This is a genomic window from Streptococcus mitis (assembly GCF_016658865.1).
GTDB lineage: Bacteria > Bacillota > Bacilli > Lactobacillales > Streptococcaceae > Streptococcus > Streptococcus mitis_BT.
Genome location: NZ_CP067992.1, coordinates 854583 through 878061, shown reverse-complemented (window position 1 = coordinate 878061; position 23479 = coordinate 854583). Strand labels below are relative to the sequence as shown.

Sequence of the window (23479 nt, the reverse complement as noted above, 5' to 3'; positions counted from 1 at the left end):
CCTAATCATAGAAAGCACATATGCTATATCAAAAAGGAAAGCACTTCTGCTTTCCTTTTTTATTTGCGTTTCTTCTTCGCTTTCTTCATTTTGTTAGCCATGCGTTTCATTGACTGTTTCATAGCAAATTCACCGATTTTACCTTTTAGTCCACCACCAAACATCTGGCTCATATCTGGCATTCCCGCTCCTCCTAGAGTTGATAAGTCAGGCATACCACCTTGTCCCATCATTCCTTCAAGGGCAGACATATCCATTCCTCCCATATTTGGCATATTTTTAGGAAGATTGTTTGGATTGATTCCCATCTGCTTCATCATCTTGTTCATATCTCCAGACATAACACCTTGCATGAGCTGTTTAGCCTGGTTAAAGTCTTTGATGAATTTATTGACTTCGACAAAGGTATTTCCAGAACCTGCAGCGATACGACGGCGACGGCTTGGATTTAGCAAATCTGGATTTTCACGTTCTTCAGGTGTCATTGAAGATACGATGGCACGTTTACGAGCAATCTGACGCTCATCTACCTTCATGTTTTGAAGAGCTGGATTGTTGGCCATACCTGGAATCATCTTGAGCAAGTCTTCCATCGGCCCCATGTTTTGCACCTGATCTAATTGATCGATGAAATCATTGAAATCAAAGGTGTTTTCACGCATCTTCTCAGCCATTTCAAGGGCTTTTTGCTCATCGTATTCTTGAGAAGCTTTCTCAATCAGAGTAAGCATATCCCCCATGCCAAGGATACGGCTTGACATACGGTCTGGGTGGAAGGTTTCAATGTCCGTAATCTTTTCACCTGTACCAGTGAACTTGATTGGTTTTCCAGTAATGTGACGAACAGATAGAGCCGCACCACCACGAGTATCCCCATCAATCTTAGTAAGGATCACCCCAGTCACTTCCAACTGAGCATTGAACTCACGCGCAACATTTGCCGCTTCCTGACCAATCATGGCATCAACGACAAGCAAGATTTCATTTGGTTGAGCCAAGGCTTTCACGTCACGAAGCTCATTCATCAAAAGCTCATCAATCTGCAAACGACCTGCCGTATCAATCAAGACATAGTCGTTGTGATTGGTTTGGGCTTGTTCCAAACCTTGACGTACAATCTCAACAGCTGGAACCTCTGTCCCAAGTGCAAAAACAGGCACATCAATTTGTTGCCCCAAGGTCTTAAGCTGGTCAATGGCAGCAGGACGATAAATATCCGCGGCAATCATCAAAGGACGAGCATTTTCTTCTTTCTTGAGTTTGTTGGCCAATTTACCAGCAAAGGTTGTTTTACCAGCCCCCTGCAAACCAACCATCATGATGATTGTAGGAATTTTAGGTGACTTGATAATCTCCGCCGTATCAGAACCTAAAACGGCTGTCAGTTCCTCATCAACGATTTTAATAATTTGTTGCGCAGGATTAAGGGTATCAATGACCTCATGCCCAACTGCACGCTCACGAACTTTCTTGATAAAGTCCTTTACAACAGGCAAGGCAACGTCGGCCTCAAGCAAGGCCAAGCGAATTTCTTTGGTTGCCTCTTGGACATCAGATTCAGAGATTTTTCCTTTTTTACGTAGATTTTTAAAGACGTTCTGTAAACGTTCTGTTAAACTTTCAAATGCCATTTTTCTTCCTCTTATTCTCTATTATCAATGCTTGTTAAAATTTCTATCTGCTCCTTCAGAAAGTCATCCTTGGGATAGCGCTCCAAAATCTGGTCAAAAATCTGACTGCGGACAATGTAGTCCGAGTACATGTGCAATTTCATCTCATAATCTTCCAGAATCTTTTCTGTCCGCTTGATATTATCATAAACAGCCTGACGACTGACACCAAATTCCTCGGCAATTTCAGCAAGGCTATAATCATCAGCGTAGTAGAGCTCGATATAATTCATTTGCTTGTCTGTCAAAAGCGCCGCATAAAATTCAAAGAGCGCATTCATACGGTTGGTTTTTTCGATTTCCATAACCTTTATTATACCAAAAAATCTATTATACTTCTACATTAGAAGTCATTCTAATAAAGATAGAAAAATAATGGTAAGTTCTAAAAGCAACTTCCACATAACTTTTCAACGTAGAATTTTTTTCGATTTAGGTTCGCTTTCTTTTGAGGGTCAAGCGGCTTTTTCCCCGTGTTTTTTCAGATCCAAGCCAATCTCAACTTCCAGTTGCCACTCATGAATCCAACTTACTTGCCTAGAACTTAGTGAGTATATTTGTGGCTATTGTCTGCGACCATAATACGAATCCCTTCAATGAAAATCTCAGTTTAGTCAACAAAGAAAAGCCCTTAGAAACTTGTAGTCTATAGGCTTTGTCTTAAATCTGAAACCAACGTGGATAACGTTGGTCTTTTACTTTTACCCAATCACACTTCCGTTTGGTACAGCTGGATCAACTGTAAGAAGGGTTAATTGTCCATCATGTTCAGCTGAGAGAATCATCCCTTGGCTGACATATTTTTTCATCATTTTACGTGGTTTGAGGTTGGCAACAATTTGGACTTTCTTGCCGACCAATTCTTGTTCATTTGGATAGTATTTTGCAATTCCTGAGAGGATTTGACGGTCTTCTCCATCACCAGCATCTAGGCGGAATTGAAGCAACTTATCAGAACCTTCCACTTTGGAAACTTCTTTGACTTCGGCGACACGAATTTCAACCTTGTCAAAGTCTTCAAACTTGATTTCATCCTTGTTAAGTTTGAGCTCAACTTCATCCGGATTCCATTCTTTTTCGACTGCTGGTTTATTTCCTTCCATTTGTTCTTTGATATAGGCGATTTCTTCTTCCATATCCAGACGTGGGAAGATTGGTGTTCCTTTAGCAACTACTGTTACACCCTCAGGGAAAGCAGCCAAGCTCAAGTTTTCTAGGCTAGAAACTTCTGAAAGACCAAGTTGTGCCAATACTGCACGACTGGTTTCCATCATAAACGGCTCAATCATGTGAGCTACAACACGAAGGCTGGCTGCCAAGTGGCTCATAACACTTGCCAATTGGTCACGAAGAGCTTCATCCTTAGCCAAGACCCATGGAGCTGTCTCGTCGATGTATTTATTAGTACGAGAGATCAGAGTCCATACTGCTTCAAGGGCACGTGGGTAGTCAACTGCTTCCATGTGTGTATGGTAATCAGCGATTGATTCGGCAGCTACTTGAGCAAGAGCATGGTCAAATTCAGTCACACCTTCTACATAGGCAGGAATTTGTCCATCAAAGTACTTGTTAATCATAGAAACCGTACGATTGAGGAGGTTTCCAAGGTCGTTGGCCAATTCATAGTTGATACGTCCAACATAATCTTCAGGAGTAAAGGTTCCGTCTGAACCAACTGGAAGGCTACGCATGAGGTAGTAACGAAGTGGATCTAGTCCATAGCGCTCTACCAACATTTCAGGATAGACCACATTCCCTTTAGATTTAGACATTTTGCCGTCTTTCATGACAAACCAACCATGGGCAATCAAACGATCTGGCAATTTGATATCCAACATCATAAGAAGGATTGGCCAGTAGATTGAGTGGAAACGAAGGATGTCTTTTCCTACCATGTGGAAGACAGTTCCATTCCAGAACTTGTCAAAGTTACCATGTTCGTCTTGACCGTATCCAAGCGCTGTCGCATAGTTCAAAAGGGCATCAATCCAAACGTATACAACGTGTTTTGGATTAGATGGTACTGGAACACCCCAGGTAAAGGTTGTACGAGAAACCGCCAAATCTTCCAAACCAGGCTCGATGAAGTTGCGAAGCATTTCATTCAGACGACCATCTGGAGTGATAAATTCAGGATGAGCTTTGAAAAATTCGACTAAGCGGTCTTGGTACTTGCTGAGGCGAAGGAAGTATGATTCTTCAGATACCCATTCCACTTCGTGACCTGATGGAGCAATACCGCCCGTCACATTTCCAGCTTCGTCACGGAAAACTTCCGCAAGCTGGCTTTCTGTAAAGAATTCCTCATCTGATACTGAATACCAGCCCGAGTATTCACCCAAGTAGATGTCATCTTGAGCAAGCAAGCGTTCAAAGACCTGCGCCACTACTTTTTCATGGTAGTCATCAGTTGTACGGATAAATTTATCATAGGAGATATCGAGTAATTGCCAGAGTTCTTTAACTCCAACTGCCATCCCATCAACATAAGCTTGAGGTGTGATGCCAGCTTCTTCAGCTTTTTGCTGGATTTTCTGACCATGCTCGTCAAGACCTGTCAGATAAAAGACATCGTAGCCCATGAGGCGTTTGTAGCGAGCTAGGACATCACAGGCGATGGTTGTGTAGGCAGAACCGATATGAAGTTTACCAGATGGATAGTAAATCGGCGTTGTAATATAAAAATTCTTTTCAGACATAATTTTTCCTTTCCAGGCAAATGAAACCTGTTTTTCTAACACTTCATTATATCACATTTTTAATAAATTTCGATAGGGAAATCCATACAAAAACAAGATAGACAAATGTCCATCTTGTTGATCTTATTCATAACGAAGGGCTTCGATTGGATCAAGCTTCGATGCCTTGTTGGCTGGCAAGACCCCAAAAATCATACCCACGCTAGCCGAAACCGCAAGACTAAATAGGGCAACTGGGATTGATACTCCTACTTCTATACCAGCTATCAATCCTTGCAAGAGTAGACCAGCTATAGCGGTTAATCCTGTCGCAATTGTCAAACCAATGACTCCGCCTAGCAAGGTCAAAATCATGGATTCAATCAAAAACTGAATTAAAATATTAGCACGTGTTGCACCCAAAGCCTTACGGAGGCCAATCTCACGCGTACGCTCCGTCACCGAAACAAGCATAATGTTCATAACACCAGTCCCTCCAACAAAGAGAGAAATTCCTGCGATGGCACTAATAATCGTAGTTATAAATCCAAAAAGTTGTTGTACTTCTTGGAAGGCTGCAGTCGCATCTGCCACCTGATACTCTCCTTGTTGAAGACTAGCAATTTCAGTCATTTTTCTAGCTAATTCTGGTCCTACAGTTGGTGTCAAACTGGTATCATTAACTCGGAAAACAATATCAGAAATTTCATCCATATTGAAGTTATTGGCAAGAGAAATATTAGTCGTAATGGGAAGTCCACCAATACCAAATGTCTTGACAGCCTTGGCCTCATCGCTAGTATAAACACCAATAACACGATAGCTAAAGCCACCAACATCTATAATCTTGTTAACAGCTTCTTGAGCAGATCCAAACAGACTGTTAGCAAGTTCCTGGTCTAGCAAAATGACACTGGCCACATCTTTATAATCCTGAGCTATAAGACTACGACCTGCAACAATTTCATTTTCAACCGCATTCATATAAGTAATATTTCCACCTGTCAAGCTAGCGCGCTCAACCTTTTTATCTTTATAAGATAGGGTGGTATTTGTCGAGTTGGTTACATAGTAACTATCTACACCCTTAAGTTTGGCCGCCTCCTTAACCCAAGCTTCTTGCGGTTTTGGCGGTTCAACATGGACTTCCTCTTCTTTACCAGAGACTGTCAAAGCTGATTGCTTTTGGGTAAAAGAACCATCTTTGCTTTTGATAGGCGAGAAAAAGACATGGATATTCTTCTGTGACTTGGTCATATTTTTATTGATCTGACGAGACATGGAATCTCCCAGAGCCATAATCACAACAACAGATGAAACACCAATGATAATTCCAATCATAGTGAGAAAAGAGCGCATCTTGTGAGCCATGATAGATGAAAAGGCAAATTTCAGATTCTGCATCTTAGTTTTCCTCCTTTTCTAATCGAGCACTATCAGATGAAATAACTCCATCTCGAATGACAATCTGGCGTTTAGCATAAGCAGCGATTTCAGGCTCATGCGTTACCATGATAATGGTTTTTCCTTCTTTGTTCAAGTCAACCAAAAGTTGCATAATTTGGTTCCCTGTTTTGGTATCCAAGGCTCCTGTCGGTTCGTCAGCTAGGATGATAGAAGGATTATTTACCAAGGCACGCGCAATAGCTACACGTTGCTTTTGACCACCAGATAATTCTGAAGGCAAATGGTGACTGCGTTCTGTCAATTCAACCTTATCTAAATATTCCTCGGCCAACTTACGGCGTTTTGAAGCCGAAACTCCTGCATAAATCAAGGGCAATTCTACGTTTTGCAAAGCATTGAGTTTAGATAGAAGAAAGAACTGCTGAAAGACAAATCCGATTTGTTGGTTGCGGACCTTGGCTAGTTGTTTTTCACCCAGTCCAGCTACTTCTTGGCCTTCAAGATAATATTCTCCACTAGTTGGTGTATCCAACATGCCAATCGTATTCATGAGAGTGGACTTACCAGAACCAGATGGTCCCATGATGGCAACAAACTCACCCTCATTCACTTCTAGGTTGATATTTTTGAGAACCTGCAATTCTTGATCACCGTTACGGTAGCTTCTGCAGATATTTTTTAGACTAATTAGTTTCTTCATCAGCCTTCACCTCTTTTCCTTCCTCTAGAGAAGACGTTGGGTTACTGATGACCTTGACTCCATTTGTCAGACCTGAAGTGATTTCTTGGTTGTCTGCATCAGCATTACCCAAACCAACTTCTACTTTCTTGGCCTTTTTCTGCTCGTCAAGCACCCAGACATAGTTCTTATCATTTTCAGTCACAACACTTGTTAGAGGAACCAAAATGGCTTTACTCTTATTCTTGACCTCAATACTTACTGAGAATCCTTGTTTCAAATCACCAATTTCACTTGTAACATCGATGGTATATGGATATTTAGAACCAGAATTACCACCTGCTGCGGCAGCTGCTGCACTTGCTGCTTCGCCATTGTTTTTAGGGTAGTCAGAGATATAGCTAATCTTACCTGTCCAGCTCTTATCTTGGTAAACTTTAGAAGTAAAGGTTACTTCTTGACCGACAGATAAGTTGGCAAGGTTGTATTCAGATAGTTCACCCTTAACTTGCAAGTTTTCATTGCTTACGACATGAACTACCACTTGGCTTGCTCCTGTTGGAGATTTGGAAACGTTACGATTGACTTCGACCACAGTTCCCTCTAAGGTACTGAGAACCGTCATTGCATCCAACTGACTTTGAGCCTTACTTAATTGTGCTTCTGCATCTGCACGAGCATCACGAGCATCACCTAGTTGCGCATCAATAGATGACACTGCATTTCCTGAGACTGGAGCTAGAGTTTGCCCTGCAGCTCCTTCACCTCCTGCTGGCGCTGGTAACTGTGGAGCTGGAGCTGAAGCAGCTTCATTTCGCGCTTGATTGAGTTCATTGATATGTCGGTCTGCCTTAGCTACTGCTCGACTAGCTGAATCATAGGCCGCCTGTGCTTCTGAACTACTGTACTTGACTAAAGCCTGCCCTTCGCTGACCTTATCACCCACAGAAACAAGGATTTCATCTAAATCTCCCTTACTAGCATCAAAATAAACATATTGTTCATTTTTTGCTGTGACTGTCCCTGATAATAAAACAGAGGATGCCACGCTTCCTTCCTTGGCAACAACAAGATGAGTAGGCTCATCTTTTACAGCAGTCTGAGATGGTTGTCTAAAGAGCAAAATCCCCCCAGCACCTAATACAACTACACTGGCAGCACCGATTGCTGCATACAATTGCCACTTTTTAGCTTTACGATTCTTCTTCATAATGAAACTCCTTTTTGATTTAAAGTCCTTAACAATATTATATAAAAATTAGCAAATATAAACAATAACCGTTCAGAACGAAATAATGACATTTCGGGATTCAATTATTGTTCGGAATTTATTTTTATCGTTATTGTACTAGTTATATAGTACACTTTATTTCCCCTTTTTGCAAGCCTTTTCTTTAATTTTTTTTTGAACGTAGCAGATTTTTGCAATCACATCAAAAAAAAGATAGAATATGACTATCAAAAAATGACACTCTACTATTTAAAGGAGTACAAAGGAGTTTTCAATGAGAGAATATGATATCATTGCTATCGGTGGAGGTAGCGGAGGAATTGCTACCATGAATCGTGCTGGTGAACATGGAGCCAAAGCGGCCGTTATTGAGGAAAAGAAACTAGGTGGAACCTGCGTCAACGTAGGTTGTGTTCCTAAAAAAATCATGTGGTACGGAGCACAAATCGCTGAAACTTTCCATCAATTTGGAGAAGACTACGGTTTTAAAACTACTGACCTTAACTTTGACTTTGCAACCCTACGTCGCAATCGTGAAGCCTACATCGATCGCGCTCGTTCTTCTTATGATGGCAGTTTTAAACGCAACGGTGTAGACTTGATTAAAGGCCATGCTGAATTTGTAGATTCTCATACTGTCAGTGTAAATGGTGAACTCATTCGTGCTAAACATATCGTAATTGCTACTGGTGCTCATCCAAGCATTCCAAATATTCCTGGTGCAGAGCTAGGTGGCTCTTCTGATGATGTATTTGCTTGGGAAGAACTTCCAGAGTCAGTTGCTATTCTAGGTGCTGGTTATATTGCCGTTGAATTGGCTGGCGTACTCCACACTTTTGGTGTCAAGACAGATCTCTTTGTTCGTCGCGATCGTCCTTTACGTGGTTTTGATTCTTACATCGTTGAAGGTTTAGTCAAGGAAATGGAAAGAACAAACTTACCACTTCATACTCACAAAGTCCCTGCCAAGTTAGAAAAAACTGCTGAAGGCATTACCATTCATTTCGAAGATGGTACTAGTCACACAGCTAGCCAAGTTATCTGGGCTACAGGTCGCCGTCCAAACGTTAAGGGCTTGCAACTTGAAAAAGCTGGAGTCACTCTAAACGAACGTGGCTTTATCCAAGTGGATGAATACCAAAATACTGTTGTTGAGGGAATCTACGCTCTAGGTGATGTAACGGGTGAGAAAGAATTGACTCCAGTTGCTATCAAGGCTGGACGTACCCTATCTGAACGCCTCTTTAACGACAAAATAACTGCAAAAATGGACTACTCGACTATTCCAACTGTTGTCTTTTCACACCCTGCTATCGGAACTGTTGGGTTAACAGAAGAACAAGCTATTAAAGAATACGGTCAAGACCAAATCAAGGTTTACAAATCAAGCTTTACTTCTATGTACTCTGCTTGCACTTGCAACCGTCAAGAAACACGTTTCAAATTGATCACAGCTGGTTCAGAAGAAAAAGTTGTCGGACTTCATGGAATTGGTTACGGCGTTGATGAAATGATTCAAGGATTTGCCGTTGCTATCAAAATGGGAGCAACCAAGGCTGACTTTGATGCAACCGTAGCGATTCACCCAACTGCATCTGAAGAATTTGTAACCATGCGTTAATCTAAACACAAGAAGTTGATACAAATGTGTCTGCTTCTTTTTTGATGATTTACGAATCGATGAAAACAACTTACCCAGTCAGCAAATCGGCTGTTACAGTATTTGTTACCTTGTTCTTAAAAATCGGTTGACAATATTTCTCCTACGAGTATAATTGTTACTATACATTAGAAAAGAGGTTAACTATTTTGAAAACAGCTCACGTTTATGCTATCCCTGCTATTGGGGCTGCTCTTATTGCGGTATTGGCACAAATCAGTCTTCCGATTGGACCCGTCCCCTTCACTCTACAAAACTTTGCAATCGGCTTGATTGCTACTGTCTTTAGACCCAGAGAGGCTGTACTTTCTGTTGGACTTTATCTTCTTCTAGGTGCTATCGGTCTTCCTGTCTTTGCAGGAGGTGGAGCTGGATTTCATGCTTTGATTGGTCCTACTGCAGGCTATCTTTGGTTTTATCTTGTTTATTCTGGACTTACCTCTTCTCTAACTAACAGTGATAGTGGTTTTGTCAGAATTTTTCTAGCAAATCTCTTGGGAGATACACTTGTTTTTGTTGGTGGGATCATTGGATTACATTTCCTAGCTGGAATGCCATTTGAAAAAGCTCTTGTTGTGGGGGTATTTCCCTTTATCATCCCAGATCTTGGTAAAATTATTGCTATTAGTTTTATTAGCCGTCCATTACTTCAACGCCTTAAAAATCAGGCTTACTTTGCTAACTAAAAAAGGATATCGAGTTGTCATGACTCAGTATCCTTTTCTTTCATTTTGAAAACTTATACTCTTCGAAAATCAAATTCAAACCACGTCAGCTTCGCCTTGCCGTACTCAAGTACTGCCTACGGCTAGCTTCCTAGTTTGCTCTTTGATTTTCATTGAGTATTAGTTGCCTTTAAAGGCATCCACCATGGTTTGAAATTCTTCATTGGAGAGGGTAATTCCCTTGCCCATTTTAGTATGATCTGGACTCCAAGCACGAATATCAAACTTTGCAGGGGCACCATTAAAGCTCACACGGTTGATTTCCTTGGTCCAACCTTTTTCGTTTTCAGAAAGAGTCAACAAGTGCTCTTCGATTTCAAATGTAAATTCTGCCATTTTCTTCTCCTTTTTTTAGCTTTCATTAGTTTATTCGTAAAATCTTGTAGATTTAAGGAAAATTTTATATAATATTGATATAAAAGAAGGGAGGCCAATATGAGACATAAATTTCAGCAAGTTCTAAATAAAATACATGACTTTTTAAATGGACATGACCAACCTGACCAAACTGAAACCAACTCCCTGACTGCTACTATTGAAGAGGCTATCCAGAAACAAACCGCTGTTCACCTTATCTTGTCAGAGACAAGTTTTACAGGTGACATCATCAAATACGATCAACAGCGCCAGCAAGTTATCGTGAAAAATTTTGCCAAAAATGTGACCCGTATTATCCGCATAAGCGATATTCAACGCCTACGATTTGTCCCTTCAACCGTCCAAACAGCCCAAAAAAATAGATTTAAGAAAGAGTGAGATGTAGTTGCTTCATCCCACTCTTTTTTCTTAGCGAACTTGTTCAAAATGTAAATGAACCGCGATATGATCTCCATAACCACTTCTTTCCAAGTCACGTTGTAAACGATAGGAAATGTAGTGTTCTGCAATGGTAATGTAACCTGCACCCAGTAAACGATGTTCAACCAAAGACTGAATCATGCTGATAGTCGCACGTTCAACCTTGGCTTCCTCCAAGTCCAAAACCACTTTCTTAGTGACTTGTGCAAGGTTTTGACGCAAATCGTCTGTCAATACATAGACAGTCTGAGCTGCCTTTAAGATAGCTTGGTAAATCTTATCTGGATTAAATTCGGCAATTTCTCCATCACGTTTGATTACTTGCATAGGTTTCTCCTTTATTCTTTGTTTTCTTTGATTTCTGCCAGCATTTTTTCTTCTTCTGCTGTCAGTTGATAATGTTCAAGCAAATCCGGTCTGCGCTCGTAGGTTTTCTTTAAACTCTCATACAATCGCCACTGACGAATCTTTTCATGGTGCCCGCTCATAAGTACATCTGGAACAAGCATACCTCGATAATCATAGGGACGTGTGTACTGAGGATATTCAAGAAGGCCAGAAGAAAAACTATCATCTTGGTGGCTAGATTCCTTGCCAATCACTTCTGGAATCAGGCGAACCGTCGCATCAATCATGGTCATAGCCGCCAATTCTCCTCCAGTAAGGACATAATCCCCCAAGGAAATCTCATCTGTCACCAAGGTCTTAATGCGCTCATCATAGCCCTCATAGTGACCACAGATAAAAATCAGTTCCTCTTCTTTGGCCAAATCCTCAGCATAAGCCTGATCAAACTGCTTTCCAGCTGGATCGAGGAGAATGACGCGCGGATTTTTCTTTTCAATAGCATCAAAGGCATCGAAAATGGGTTGCGCGCGGAGCAACATCCCCTGACCGCCTCCATATGGCTCATCATCAACGTGACGGGCTTTTTCAGCATTTTCTCGAAAATTATGATACTGGATATCCAAGAGCCCCTTTTCTCGAGCCTTTCCAACGATTGAGTGCTCTAGCGGAGAAAACATCTCTGGAAAAAGGGTTAAAATATCAATCTTCATCGTCTAACCCTTCTAAGATTTCCACATCGACGCGGTTATTTGGAATATCAACATTGAGAATCACTGGTGGGATATAAGGCAAGAGCAAATCACGCTTGCCTTTTCGCTTGACCACCCAGACATCGTTAGCACCTGGTTGCAGGATTTCTTTGATGGTTCCAATCAAGTTATCACCCTCATAGACTTCCAAACCGATAATCTCGTGATAGTAGAATTCACCATCGTCTAGGTCATTCAAATCTTCCTCAGCAACCTTGAGACTGTATCCCTTGTACTTTTCGATAGCGTTGATATGGTACATATCTTTGAATTTAATAATGTCAAAGTTCTTCTGTTTACGGTGGCTAGCGATGGTCACTGTTTGAACAAACTGATCTTTTTCATCAAACAAAGCCAGCTCAGTACCTTTTTTAAACCGTTCTTCTGCAAAATCCGTCACAGACAAGACTCGCATCTCCCCCTGCAACCCCTGCGTATTGACGATTTTCCCAACATTAAAGTAGTTCATCTTGTCTCCTGTACTCTATTTCTTTCCATCTTATTCGGACAATTCTCGAATAATAGTCACAATTTTTTCTGATTCTGACCATTGTAAATAATGGTGATTCCCTCCTAAAATGAGTTTAGTATTGGAAGTCCAATATTCTGATTCTCTGTACTCTTTTTCTCTATAAGCCTGACAAAAAATAAACACAGGGATATGAGCTTCTACAAATACATTCTCAAAATCTTCCTCAGTAATCTCTCCAGATATCTGAAATCCTGGATCTTGATTTTCCAACTCTGAACCTTTTTCTTGCATTATTTCCCAGATTTCTTTATTAATTTCAGGGCTAAATGTGGCTTGAGTTAAGTTCTTAAAATAAAGTTCAGGACCACACTCCTCAATCAGCCTCATCTGCTCTTCCATTTCTGGATAAGGATCTTCTGAAAAATCAGCAAACATGACTTTTTTAGTTGTCGGTTCCATTGCTAGTAAAGCCTGACACTTAATTGGTTTGTTGAGCAATTTGCAAGCTAAAATTCCACTCAAACTATGTACACAAAGTATATATTCAGAAATCGCCAATTCTTCAAGTACTTCATAAACTGCATCTGCAAGATTATCCAGATTTTTTCCAGCTTGGTCATGAATCGGACTCCTACCTGTGTTCGGAAAATCAATAGTCAAATAACCAATTGTAGGAGGAAGTTTTTCAAGTATAAGTGAAAAATTTTCATAACTTGGTAGCAAACCTGCACCACTTAAACAAACTAGCATTTTCTTTTGCTTTTGATAAGTAACAGAGAGACTACCAATTTCTGTAGATACTTCAATCCTCTTCATAAAGAAACCCACTCGTTCTATATAATGAATTATTAAAAATCCTTATCCTTTATTTTAACACGTTCCAAGGATTTTCTCAAGTTGGATAGATCCTATCTTATGGGCCTACTACTTCTTCAAAGAATTCACCAATTATCTGATTAAACTCTTCAGGATGGTCATTCATAGGTTGGTGTTTGCTATCTGAAATCGTTACTTGACGCGCATTGGGATTTAAGGCAATGATCCCATCGTAGATCATTTTTAGGTGTTTTGGAAAATCATTTTCTCCTCTTACTAAAAGCATGGGAGGATTTCCTTGATAACCTTCTATCTCATGGACAGCCAAAAAACCTGTGATTCCAAGGTTCAAAAAAACATCTCTCCCAGTTTCTATAATGGCCGCCTTGACTAATTCTCTTGTGATAGGATTATCTGTACACATTTTTGAGTTCTTACCTGCAATCATCTTCCAAGGAATCGTTTTGTACATAAGGGAACTATATTTTATGCGATTTTTCTCTTTATCTGATAGGTAACGATGCTGTCCCCAACTATCTACCATGACCAAGGCTAGAACTCGATTTGGATGACGATAGGTGTACTCTTGAAGTGGATTCCCTCCCCAAGAATGACCAACCAATATCACCTTATCTAGCTGGAAATAGGACAAAATAGCATCTACATCTTGAACAGCGCCTTCCAAGTCAGGTAAACCAACTTTCATAGGTGATTCACCCTGTCCTCTAACATTGACAAAGTAGAGGTCAAATCCTTCAAAGGCATCATACTGGTGGGCCCACATCTGACTACGGCCACAAGCTCCATGATAAAAAATAATGTGGCCTTTACTTGCGTTTCCAGGACGATGATAAACAACCAAGTCACAATCTAAGACTGGTATAATGTGACGTACTAAAGTCTCAGGTTTTCTGTTATAAAAAGCAATAGCTTCAGCTATATCATTTTGCTTCATTATTACACTCTCTCCTCTTTATCCTAGTGTCATTCGTTTTATCTATTTTATCATGCTATATTAAAATCATCGTTTTCTAAACTTAAGTCCATTAAAAATTTTGAATTTTCTGTATCATTTAGATTAAGAAAAAGACTGCTCAGCAATCTTTACTTTTTTCTCATCAGATTCATGCCTAAAATTCCAGCAATAATCAAAGTTGCTCCGATTACATGGTAGCTATAAATTGGTTCGTGGAGGATAAGAGCTCCGGCTAGAATGGTCAAAACTGTTCCAAGATTACCAAAGACACTGACGGTTGATGCTCCAAGTCGAACAATAGCATAGATAGAGAGACTACCAGTAACGATAGAGGCTAAAATTCCCAAATAAAGAATGGAAAACAGATAAGGAAGCTGTCCGAGAGGTGCAACGTAGGCTAATATGTTGCCATCTAGATAGTGCGAGGTCAGACTCAACGTATTAAAGGTGACGAAGCCAACAAATATCACAACAGCTGTCATATCCATGGCCCGATAGCGATCTCCTTTAGCCTTGCTGAGGATATTGTTTAGTGCATTGGCGAGAACAGATCCCAACATCAAGAGAAAGCCAAAACTAGCAGTCTCAGTACCAAAGTTAGCTCCTTTACTAAGGAAGATGAAAACTACTCCTGCTACGGATAAAAATAAAAAGAACTTTTGAAGCAAGCTTGTCTTTTCCTTGAGAAAAGCCGATGCTAAAAGGAGAGTAAAAATCGGGACAAGAGCCTGTAAAATTCCAGCTTCAGAAGACGATATATACTGTAAAGCAAAGGATTGAAAAATAAAAAAGAAAAGCGGATAGAAAAGGCTCATAGGAAGAATAGAAAGAATATCTTTTCTACTTAAACTCACTTTAATAAGTTTTGTTTGATTAAGAACGACCATTACTAAAGCTGCAATTGTATAGCGATGCGCTAAGTTTGTGAGAGGACTGGCATAGCCTAAAGCAATCTTAGTAAATAAAAAAGAAAAACCAATGATTGCTGAAAAGGATAAGGCAGCTATGTATGCTTTTGTTTTCTCGTTCATAGATTGTTACTCCCTTTAAAAGTAGCTATTCTCAAGATTAATTGACTATAATTCTTTGAGACTGTCTTTCCATTGTAGCATAGTAAAATGCTAGATGCTATTTCTAGGATTAGTATTTTATGCATTCTATTACTCTTTCAAGCTGATAAATTCTCTCTCATTGCCTATAAAGGAGGCAGCTATGCTGACCTGCTTTTCTCGTTCTTGTCTCACAAGTTCTAGCTTGTCTACCTCTTGGAGATTCCTTACTTTGATAGCATAATCCACCATTTTCCTTGCTTTCTCTATACAAGCTAGCGTAGGCTAGGAGAAACCTTTCATATCAGTAAAAAGAGGTTATTCCGAGTTCTCTTGGAAGTTCTCCAAAAAACCTTCCAAATCACGTTCATGTTGGTACTTAATGGCTGCAGTTTTGTCTTTCTCAAAGATGCTTTTAGTGAGATCAATATGATTAATAGCTGCGATTGCGACGGTGTAGTGAATGATATCAGCCAGTTCTTTTGCTAGTTCCTCATTAGAATCCTGAACGCCCTCTTTTCGACCAGAGCGCCCATTCAAAACTTCAGCTACTTCTCCGACTTCCTCCACAAGTTTGATAAAAAGACCTTCCTCAGTCCGAGACTGCTGGTAATGTTCGAGTAAGTAGTCTTGTAATTGTCTAAACGTTAAATCTTTCATATCCTACTCCTTGCAAAAAAAGCGAGACATTCGTCCCGCCCTTCTTACTTTTCGTCAATAACGATTCTTACTTTTTTGTCTTCAGTTGGGACAGAGTAGACAATCGTTCTTATCGCAGAAATAGTGCGACCCTTACGACCGATTACACGACCCACATCGCTTTGATCAAGATCCAAATGATATTCCAAGAATTCTGGTGTATCTTCAATCTTGATAGTTAAGGCATCTGGTTGTGAAATCAAGGGTTTCACAATCGCAATAATGAGATTTTCAATCGTATCCATCTGTCAACCTACTTTAAACTTATTTTGAGAATTTAGAATCGTGGAATTTCTTCAATACACCTTCTTTTGAAAGGATGTTGCGAACTGTATCTGAAGGTTGAGCTCCATCAGCCAACCATGCAAGAACGCGGTCTTCTTTCAAAGTTACTTGGTTTTCAGCAACAAGTGGGTTGTAAGTTCCAACTGTTTCGATGAAACGTCCGTCACGTGGTGAACGTGAATCTGCTACGTTGATACGGTAGAAAGGTTTTTTCTTAGAACCCATACGAGTCAAACGGATTTTAACTGCCATTTTTAAAGTCTCTTTTCTTATTTTTTATTTCGGTGAAATAGCTGAGCTATTTAGCACATGTTCTATTATAGCAGATTTCTAACAGGTGTCAAGAAAAAAACTTGACAGACTATAAAATTTTTAAAGCTTTTAGAAATTTATTAGAATAGAAAATAAAAGTTTGAAAGAGAATATCATGAATACTATTTTAGAAACATTTTATAAAGAACACCAAGTCAAGACCTTCATATCGCCTGAACAAGATTTGGATACTTGGCTTCTAAATCCTAAGCCCGTTCCCAAACGAAATATCAAGGATTTTAAGAACGATATCTACTAAAGTTGTTTGACTAGCGAGGGCTTTTATTAAAAATTTTTTCAAATAATTGCCACTTTGGCACATAAATTCTTGCTTTTCAAATTTAAGTGTGATATATTTATAACATGAAATTTCAGTGTTATATATTTATAACACAAAAAAGGAGTCTATCATGAAAAAAAGTCAAAAAATGCGTGGCCTCATTGCAATGATTGCCGTAGCTCTCTTTATTGATTTTATTGTTTTATTTGGTTCTAATCTTAGTTGGGGACCCAAGTTAGTTATTGCTGGTATTTCAGTGTTTGGTCAGATTGTAGCTATTTGGGGCTGGCTACATATGAAACCATGGCCTCATAAGAGTCAGAAAAGTAAGGGAAAGACTATTTTTGATTTGTCTGCTAAGCTTTACACGATACTTTTTTTGGCAGCAAGCATTTTTTATACAGTAGGGATTTGGGTTGCGACCCCAAGCATAAGTTCTGGTATTAAAGAATGGATTTTGGGAATTGGCCTCGTTATTGAAGTGATTGTATTTGGTTTTTTCTGTTTGAAAAATGTCAAGGAAACTCCGGACGAACGCTTTTATGCTAATTTAGCAAAGGCAGCTAGCTTGATGTTTGTTTTTATACTAGGCGCACTGATGATTCTAGCAGTTATCATTGGGTATATGGGGTCTCTCACTATTTACATGGGCCAGATCTTTATTAGCATAGCTGCCTTGATTTGCATCTTTGCGGTTGTCTATCTTATCTTGGAACGGAGAGGATAAGCATGGCCAAAGAAAGCAAGATTATTACTAATCTTAAATCTGTTCGTGAGTCTACAGGCATGACCCAGCAGGAGTTAGCCGACCTCATCGGCATGCGACGCGAGACAATTCTGCACTTGGAAAATAACCGTTACAATCCTTCTCTGGAAATGGCCCTTAAAATTGCTCAAGTTTTTAATCTGAAAGTAGAAGACCTCTTTGAACTCAGACAGAAAGAGGAAGCATAATTCTTTTCAAGACCTAGTATTAAGTTCATTGATTAATTAGGAATTGAAGCCAAAAGAAAAAATCCTTTGAAAATGTGCCCTTTTAAAATATAGTAATTCTTTCGAATTAACGTTTACTAATTGTGATGCTTTACGAGCTTTCTTAAGATCTGGTTCCCTAAATACTTTGAGTACACTTATGACATTGATGCCCCTAAGCAAGCGACTTTCTGATTAGCTTCCTCTTAAACTGTCTTGTCACTAATATTTGAAATCCCCTTCTTTTTAGGGTACAATGGTAGAAATGAATTTTTGAGAGGATCAGAATGAAAAAACTAGCAACCCTTCTTTTACTATCTACTGTAGCTCTAGCTGGATGTAGCAGCATCCAACGTAGTCTGCGTGGTGATGATTATGTGGATTCAAGTCTTGCTGCTGAAGAAAGCTCTAAAGCAGCTGCTCAATCTGCCAAGGACTTAAACGATGCTTTAACAAATGAGAGTGCTAATTTCCCTCAACTTTCTAAGGAAGTTGCTGAAGATGAAGCCGAAGTGATTCTCCACACAAGTCAAGGAGATATCCGTATCAAACTCTTCCCTAAACTCGCTCCTCTAGCGGTTGAAAACTTCCTCACTCATGCCAAAGAAGGCTACTATAACGGCATTACCTTCCACCGTGTCATCGATGGCTTCATGGTTCAAACTGGAGATCCAAAAGGGGACGGTACAGGTGGTCAGTCTATCTGGCATGACAAGGATAAGACAAAAGACAAGGGAACTGGTTTCAAGAACGAGATCACTCCTTATCTCTATAACATCCGTGGGGCTCTTGCTATGGCAAATACTGGTCAACCAAACACCAATGGTAGCCAGTTCTTCATCAACCAAAATTCTACAGATACCTCTGCTAAACTCCCTACAAGCAAGTATCCAAAGAAAATCATCGAAACCTACAAAGAAGGTGGTAATCCTAGTCTAGATGGTAAACACCCAGTCTTTGGCCAAGTGATAGACGGTATGGATGTTGTAGATAAGATTGCTAAAGCCGAAAAAGATGAAAAAGACAAGCCAACGACTGCTATTACTATCGATAGCATCGAAGTGGTGAAAGACTACGATTTTAAATCTTAAAAATCTAAAAAATACAGTACCCACATTCGGTACTGTATTTCTTTTATCCTTATTATTAAGTTAGCTTGTTAAAATCCCAGATTTGGTCCATCCAACCTTCATAAAAGTCTGGTTCGTGGCAGACCATAAGGATAGATCCCTTATATTCTTTGAGAGCACGTTTGAGTTCGTCCTTAGCATCCACATCCAAGTGGTTGGTCGGCTCGTCCAGCACTAACACATTGTTTTCACGATTCATCAAGAGACAGAAACGAACCTTGGCTTGTTCCCCACCTGACAAGACCTGAATTTGACTTTCAATATGTTTGGTTGTCAAACCGCAACGAGCAAGGGCTGCACGGACTTCTGCTTGGTTAAGTGCAGGAAAGGCATTCCAGACAGCTTCAAGTGGGGTTTGGCGATTGCCCCCTTCTACTTCCTGCTCAAAATAGCCAAGTTCTAGGTAGTCACCGCGTTCGACTTCCCCAGCAATTGGCGGAATAATACCCAAGAGAGACTTCAAGAGAGTTGTTTTCCCGATACCATTTGCTCCGATAATGGCAACCTTCTGATTGCGTTCAAAGGTAAGATTTAAAGGCTTAGTCAGAGGACGATCATAACCAATCTGCAAGTCCTTGGCTTGGAAGATAAAGCGTCCAGGCGTACGAGCTGGTTTGAAATCAAAGGATGGTTTTGGTTTCTCACTTTGGAGTTCGATAATATCCATCTTGTCGAGTTTCTTCTGACGAGACATGGCCATATTTCTTGTTGCAACACGCGCTTTGTTACGAGCGACAAAGTCCTTGAGGTCTGCAATCTCTTTCTGCTGACGTTCGTAGGCAGCCTCCAACTGAGATTTCTTCATGGCATAGACTTCTTGGAACTGGTAGTAGTCACCAGAGTAACGCGTCAGCTGTTGATTTTCCACATGATAGACGATATTAATAACGTCATTTAGGAATGGAATATCATGAGAAATAAGGACAAAGGCATTTTCATAGTTTTGGAGATAGCGCTTGAGCCAATCAATATGCTCAGCATCCAAGTAGTTGGTCGGCTCGTCCAACAGCAAGATATCAGGCTTTTCAAGGAGAAGTTTTGCCAAAAGCACCTTGGTTCTTTGTCCACCTGACAAAGAGGTTACATCTGTATCCATTCCAAAGTCCATGACACCAAGGGCACGCGCTACTTCGTCAATCTTAGCATCCAAGGTATAGAAATCACGACTCTCCAAACGGTCTTGGAGTTCGCCAACTTCTTCCATGAGAGCATCAATATCCGCTCCGTCTTCAGCCATTTCCATATAAAGGTCATTGATACGGGCTTCAGCTTTGAATAGCTCATCAAAGGCTGTACGGAGAACATCACGAACAGACTGACCTTCTTCTAAGACTGAGTGCTGATCCAAGTAACCAGCAGTCACATATTTGGACCACTCCACCTTTCCTTCATCTGGTAACATCTTACCAGTTACAATGCTCATAAAGGTTGATTTTCCTTCACCATTGGCACCGACCAGACCGATATGTTCTCCCTTGAGGAGACGGAAAGACACATCTTCAAAAATTGCACGGTCACCAAAACCGTGACTCAGGTTTTTAACTTCTAAAATACTCATTTTAATTCCTTATCTTGTTTTTATGTAATTGTTTATAGAGGAGCCAAGCCAAATAGCCACCCAAGGTATTAGTCCACAAATCATCAATCTCAAAGACGCGATTGAAATCAAAGAAAAAGTCCAAGACTAACTGCGTACACTCGATTCCAAGACTTACTAGAAAACTGAAAAGAAGAACCCTTTTTGTTTTCCTTAAATTTGGAAAGAGATAGATAAGTTGAAAAACCAAAGGAAAAAGCAAGAAGACATTTAAAATGTTCTGCAAAAAGATCCAAAGGACTTGTCCCAAACTGGTCACTTCACCCAGATTCCAAAGGGAGTTTAAGGGAGTTAAAAGAAAAACCAGGCGTCCAAAAGTTTGAATACCTGGAGTTTCCACTCCTGTAGGAAGTTGAGGCTGGGGAGTAAAACAAAAACAGACAATGCAAAGACTGTAAACAGCCACTCCCAATCTTAAGATTAATTCTCTTTTTTTAGTCATTTTATGGATTTACTGCTGCGACTGCTTTCTGGCGGTCACGTTTCATTGTATTAGAACGCAATTGTCCACAAGCTGCATCAATATCAGTACCGTGCTCTTGACGAACCACACAGTTGACCCCTTTTTTCTTAAGCGTATCATAGAAGGCTAGGACGCGCTCTTTAGGACTACGGCTATATTGGTCATGCTCACTAACTGGGTTATAAGGAATCAAGTTTACATAAGACAATTTCTTGATGTTCTTGAGCAATTCAGCCAATTCTAAGGCTTGTTCTACACCGTCATTGACTTCGTTGAGCATGATATACTCAAAGGTCACACGACGATTAGTTGTCTCAATGTAGTACTCAATAGCCGCAAAGAGTTTTTCAATCGGAAAGGCACGGTTAATCTTCATGATGCTTGAGCGCAATTCATTGTTAGGTGCGTGAAGGGAAACTGCAAGATTGACCTGAACTCCTTCATTAGCAAAGTCACGAATTTTATGGGCCAAACCTGAGGTTGAAACCGTGATGTGACGAGCACCGATGGCCATTCCTTTATCATCATTGATAGTACGAACGAAATTCAAGACATTATTGTAATTATCAAATGGTTCACCAATTCCCATGACAACAATATGGCTGACGCGTTCGTCCTGACCACGCTCATCAAAGTATTTCTGAACCAGCATGATTTGCGCTACGATTTCACCGTTATTAAGGTCACGTTGTTTCTTGATCAAACCAGAGGCACAGAAGGTACAACCGATATTACAGCCGACCTGAGTGGTTACACAGACTGACAAACCATAGTGCTGTCTCATCAATACTGTCTCAATTAACATACCATCTGGCAATTCAAAAAGATATTTAACTGTCCCATCAGCAGACTCTTGAACGATACGTTGTTTCAAGGGATTGACCACAAACTGGTCATTAAGCTTAGCAATCAAATCCTTGGAAAGGTTGGTCATCTCTTCAAATGACTGGACACGTTTACGGTAGAGCCATTCCCAGATTTGATCTGCACGGAATTTCTTTTCTCCTTGCTCCAAAACCCATTCCTGCATGGTTTGACGTGTTAAACTATAAATTGACGGTTTCATTTCTTCTCCTTATTCTCTACTCACTTCTGACGAATGACAAAATGACGTTGCCCCTTGTCCTCTTTCTGAGAATGCTGGTCTTTCTGACGACGTCTATTTTTCTTATCTGCATTCGGTTTTCGTTTTGTTTGAGCCGGTTTTTTTCCTTTTCTAGAAGGCTGTTCTTCTTCCTTCTTACGCATTTTCTTGTCAAATGATGCTCGCTTAGGGGCTTCATTTTCTAAGACAAAATAGGCACAACCATAACTACAATACTCTAAAAGATAGTCTTGTAAACGACTGATTTTTTCAAGTTTTTCTTCTGTTCGTTCATCCTTATAAAAACCTCGTAGGCGAAGCTGTTCGTTGCTCCAGTCTCCCACGATATAATCAAACTTGGTTAAGACTTCTGAAAAACGCTGATTAAAAGTCGTCACATCAAAGGCTTCCTTGATATTTTCCACCAAGGAAAAAGCTATCCCTTCCGTTTCAACCTTGTCCCCGTGTAAATGAAACTCAGGGCCAGGAAACTTGTTATAGTTGTATAATTCAGGTGCAATTTCTTTTCGCATAGATATCCTTTTTCCACGATTACTTAATACTTTATTCTACCATAATTTCTAGCAGTTAGCACGTTTCTCATAAAAATGAAAAAAGTCTGACGATTTTGTCAGACCAAAATAATATAACCTTAAAAAGAGAAGAACAATTCTTCCCTCCAACTATCATTATTTAGCTGCTGCGTACAATTCATCTACTTTGTTCCAGTTAATCACTGAGAAGAAAGCTTTGATGTAGTCAGGACGCACGTTGCGATATTTCACGTAGTAAGCATGTTCCCAAACGTCCAAGCCCAAGATTGGTTTTTTACCTTCTGAGATTGGTGTGTCTTGGTTTGCTGTTGAAGTCACTTCAAGTTTACCTTCTTTGTTGACAACCAACCATGCCCATCCAGAACCGAAACGAGTTGTTGCTGCTGCAGTGAAGGCTGCTTGGAATTCTTCAAATGAACCAAATGTTGCATCGATTGCTGCTGCAAGTTCTGCTGAAGGAGCTGTTTTCTCAGGAGTCATCAATTCCCAGAAAAGAGCGTGGTTCAAGTGTCCACCACCATTGTTGATAAGTGCTTGACGGATATCAGCTGGGATAGATTCTACATCAGCAAGCAAGGCTTCAAGGTCTTCACCGATTTCAGGATGTTTTTCAAGAGCTGCATTGGCATTGTTGACATAAGTTTGATGGTGTTTGTCATGGTGCAAGTGCATTGTTTCCGCATCGATGTATGGTTCCAAAGCGTCGTATGCATATGGAAGATCTGGTAAGATAATAGCCATCTGTAATACCTCTTTTTCTTTCTATATGAAAATGATAACGCAAACATTCACTTTTTTCAAGTTTTTTGCTTATAGATAAGGAAATCACTGAAATACTTTCTAAT

Annotated in this window: 28 protein-coding genes; 7 read left to right on the top strand and 21 right to left on the bottom strand. The window is 40.1% G+C overall.

Annotated features, from left to right (window positions below; genetic code table 11):
• Positions 1 to 59: 59 nt before the first annotated feature.
• From ffh to JJN14_RS04325, 6 genes are all read right to left on the bottom strand, one after another.
• The gene (gene ffh, locus JJN14_RS04350; RefSeq protein ID WP_201059039.1) at positions 60 to 1631 is read right to left on the bottom strand and encodes a signal recognition particle protein; all 1572 of its coding nucleotides are present in this window, start codon (positions 1629 to 1631) and stop codon (positions 60 to 62) included.
• A gap of 11 nt (positions 1632 to 1642) precedes the next feature.
• Complete coding sequence (locus JJN14_RS04345) at positions 1643 to 1975, bottom strand: putative DNA-binding protein (RefSeq protein ID WP_004260758.1); 333 nt, start codon at positions 1973 to 1975, stop codon at positions 1643 to 1645.
• Positions 1976 to 2371: 396 nt separating this feature from the next.
• Positions 2372 to 4369 carry a methionine--tRNA ligase gene (metG, locus tag JJN14_RS04340; protein WP_201059038.1) on the bottom strand — a complete coding sequence of 666 codons (1998 nt, stop codon included), beginning with the start codon at positions 4367 to 4369 and terminating at the stop codon, positions 2372 to 2374.
• A 123-nt stretch (positions 4370 to 4492) separates the two neighbouring features.
• Complete coding sequence (locus tag JJN14_RS04335) at positions 4493 to 5752, bottom strand: ABC transporter permease (RefSeq protein WP_201059037.1); 1260 nt, start codon at positions 5750 to 5752, stop codon at positions 4493 to 4495.
• Position 5753: 1 nt separating this feature from the next.
• Positions 5754 to 6455 carry an ABC transporter ATP-binding protein gene (locus JJN14_RS04330; RefSeq protein WP_201059036.1) on the bottom strand — a complete coding sequence of 234 codons (702 nt, stop codon included), beginning with the start codon at positions 6453 to 6455 and terminating at the stop codon, positions 5754 to 5756.
• Positions 6439 to 7647 (bottom strand): efflux RND transporter periplasmic adaptor subunit, encoded by a 1209-nt coding sequence (locus JJN14_RS04325; RefSeq protein ID WP_201059135.1) that lies wholly within the window; start codon positions 7645 to 7647, stop codon positions 6439 to 6441. The genes JJN14_RS04330 and JJN14_RS04325 overlap by 17 nt, the downstream gene beginning before the upstream one ends.
• 292 nt (positions 7648 to 7939) lie before the next feature.
• Here JJN14_RS04325 and gor point away from each other — a divergent pair, with 292 nt between their 5' ends.
• Together gor and JJN14_RS04315 are read left to right on the top strand one after the other, a co-directional pair.
• Positions 7940 to 9286, top strand: a complete 1347-nt coding sequence (gene gor, locus JJN14_RS04320; protein ID WP_201059035.1) for a glutathione-disulfide reductase — start codon at positions 7940 to 7942, stop codon at positions 9284 to 9286.
• A 188-nt stretch (positions 9287 to 9474) separates the two neighbouring features.
• Positions 9475 to 10011: a biotin transporter BioY gene (locus JJN14_RS04315; protein ID WP_201059034.1), complete on the top strand. Its 537-nt coding sequence runs from the start codon at positions 9475 to 9477 to the stop codon at positions 10009 to 10011.
• Between the two features lie 159 nt (positions 10012 to 10170).
• Here JJN14_RS04315 and JJN14_RS04310 read toward each other — a convergent pair whose 3' ends face one another.
• Positions 10171 to 10386, bottom strand: coding sequence for a YdbC family protein (locus JJN14_RS04310; protein WP_000807422.1), 216 nt, complete (start codon positions 10384 to 10386; stop codon positions 10171 to 10173).
• Between the two features lie 99 nt (positions 10387 to 10485).
• Here JJN14_RS04310 and JJN14_RS04305 point away from each other — a divergent pair, with 99 nt between their 5' ends.
• Positions 10486 to 10806 carry a hypothetical protein gene (locus JJN14_RS04305; RefSeq protein ID WP_201059033.1) on the top strand — a complete coding sequence of 107 codons (321 nt, stop codon included), beginning with the start codon at positions 10486 to 10488 and terminating at the stop codon, positions 10804 to 10806.
• 30 nt (positions 10807 to 10836) lie between these two features.
• Here the strand turns inward: JJN14_RS04305 and JJN14_RS04300 are convergent, their stop codons facing one another.
• The 9 genes from JJN14_RS04300 to rpsP form a co-directional block, all read right to left on the bottom strand.
• Entirely contained in the window at positions 10837 to 11175 is a 339-nt protein-coding gene (locus JJN14_RS04300) for an ATP cone domain-containing protein (protein ID WP_001196039.1), read from the bottom strand.
• An 11-nt stretch (positions 11176 to 11186) separates the two neighbouring features.
• Positions 11187 to 11906, bottom strand: coding sequence for a tRNA (guanosine(37)-N1)-methyltransferase TrmD (gene trmD / locus JJN14_RS04295; protein WP_201059032.1), 720 nt, complete (start codon positions 11904 to 11906; stop codon positions 11187 to 11189).
• The gene (gene rimM, locus JJN14_RS04290; RefSeq protein ID WP_001105912.1) at positions 11896 to 12414 is read right to left on the bottom strand and encodes a ribosome maturation factor RimM; all 519 of its coding nucleotides are present in this window, start codon (positions 12412 to 12414) and stop codon (positions 11896 to 11898) included. Before rimM ends, trmD begins: the two co-directional genes overlap by 11 nt.
• Before the next feature lie 30 nt (positions 12415 to 12444).
• On the bottom strand, positions 12445 to 13233 hold the full coding sequence (locus JJN14_RS04285; protein WP_020903221.1) for an alpha/beta fold hydrolase: 789 nt from the start codon (positions 13231 to 13233) through the stop codon (positions 12445 to 12447).
• Positions 13234 to 13330: 97 nt separating this feature from the next.
• Positions 13331 to 14188 carry an alpha/beta fold hydrolase gene (locus JJN14_RS04280; RefSeq protein WP_201059031.1) on the bottom strand — a complete coding sequence of 286 codons (858 nt, stop codon included), beginning with the start codon at positions 14186 to 14188 and terminating at the stop codon, positions 13331 to 13333.
• Positions 14189 to 14337: 149 nt separating this feature from the next.
• Positions 14338 to 15240, bottom strand: coding sequence for a DMT family transporter (locus JJN14_RS04275; protein ID WP_201059030.1), 903 nt, complete (start codon positions 15238 to 15240; stop codon positions 14338 to 14340).
• Positions 15241 to 15576: 336 nt separating this feature from the next.
• The gene (locus JJN14_RS04270; protein WP_201059029.1) at positions 15577 to 15918 is read right to left on the bottom strand and encodes a MazG nucleotide pyrophosphohydrolase domain-containing protein; all 342 of its coding nucleotides are present in this window, start codon (positions 15916 to 15918) and stop codon (positions 15577 to 15579) included.
• A gap of 44 nt (positions 15919 to 15962) precedes the next feature.
• On the bottom strand, positions 15963 to 16202 hold the full coding sequence (gene kphA, locus JJN14_RS04265; RefSeq protein ID WP_000379617.1) for an RNA-binding protein KphA: 240 nt from the start codon (positions 16200 to 16202) through the stop codon (positions 15963 to 15965).
• A gap of 19 nt (positions 16203 to 16221) precedes the next feature.
• Positions 16222 to 16494, bottom strand: coding sequence for a 30S ribosomal protein S16 (gene rpsP, locus JJN14_RS04260; RefSeq protein ID WP_000268760.1), 273 nt, complete (start codon positions 16492 to 16494; stop codon positions 16222 to 16224).
• Between the two features lie 175 nt (positions 16495 to 16669).
• Between rpsP and JJN14_RS04255 the strand changes: the two genes are divergently transcribed.
• From JJN14_RS04255 to JJN14_RS04240, 4 genes are all read left to right on the top strand, one after another.
• Positions 16670 to 16813: a hypothetical protein gene (locus JJN14_RS04255; protein ID WP_201059028.1), complete on the top strand. Its 144-nt coding sequence runs from the start codon at positions 16670 to 16672 to the stop codon at positions 16811 to 16813.
• A gap of 151 nt (positions 16814 to 16964) precedes the next feature.
• Positions 16965 to 17561, top strand: coding sequence for a DUF3796 domain-containing protein (locus JJN14_RS04250; RefSeq protein ID WP_201059027.1), 597 nt, complete (start codon positions 16965 to 16967; stop codon positions 17559 to 17561).
• A 2-nt stretch (positions 17562 to 17563) separates the two neighbouring features.
• Positions 17564 to 17788 carry a helix-turn-helix transcriptional regulator gene (locus tag JJN14_RS04245; protein ID WP_001041097.1) on the top strand — a complete coding sequence of 75 codons (225 nt, stop codon included), beginning with the start codon at positions 17564 to 17566 and terminating at the stop codon, positions 17786 to 17788.
• Between the two features lie 305 nt (positions 17789 to 18093).
• Complete coding sequence (locus JJN14_RS04240; RefSeq protein ID WP_201059026.1) at positions 18094 to 18897, top strand: peptidylprolyl isomerase; 804 nt, start codon at positions 18094 to 18096, stop codon at positions 18895 to 18897.
• A 55-nt stretch (positions 18898 to 18952) separates the two neighbouring features.
• Here the strand turns inward: JJN14_RS04240 and JJN14_RS04235 are convergent, their stop codons facing one another.
• The 5 genes from JJN14_RS04235 to sodA form a co-directional block, all read right to left on the bottom strand.
• Positions 18953 to 20494 (bottom strand): ABC-F family ATP-binding cassette domain-containing protein, encoded by a 1542-nt coding sequence (locus JJN14_RS04235; protein ID WP_201059025.1) that lies wholly within the window; start codon positions 20492 to 20494, stop codon positions 18953 to 18955.
• A 1-nt stretch (position 20495) separates the two neighbouring features.
• The gene (locus JJN14_RS04230) at positions 20496 to 20975 is read right to left on the bottom strand and encodes a VanZ family protein (RefSeq protein WP_201059024.1); all 480 of its coding nucleotides are present in this window, start codon (positions 20973 to 20975) and stop codon (positions 20496 to 20498) included.
• Position 20976: 1 nt separating this feature from the next.
• Positions 20977 to 22062 carry a 23S rRNA (adenine(2503)-C(2))-methyltransferase RlmN gene (gene rlmN / locus JJN14_RS04225; protein ID WP_000804760.1) on the bottom strand — a complete coding sequence of 362 codons (1086 nt, stop codon included), beginning with the start codon at positions 22060 to 22062 and terminating at the stop codon, positions 20977 to 20979.
• A 20-nt stretch (positions 22063 to 22082) separates the two neighbouring features.
• Positions 22083 to 22613, bottom strand: a complete 531-nt coding sequence (locus tag JJN14_RS04220) for a YutD family protein (RefSeq protein WP_201059023.1) — start codon at positions 22611 to 22613, stop codon at positions 22083 to 22085.
• Positions 22614 to 22769: 156 nt separating this feature from the next.
• Complete coding sequence (gene sodA, locus JJN14_RS04215; RefSeq protein ID WP_000974733.1) at positions 22770 to 23375, bottom strand: superoxide dismutase SodA; 606 nt, start codon at positions 23373 to 23375, stop codon at positions 22770 to 22772.
• Positions 23376 to 23479 lie beyond the last annotated feature (104 nt).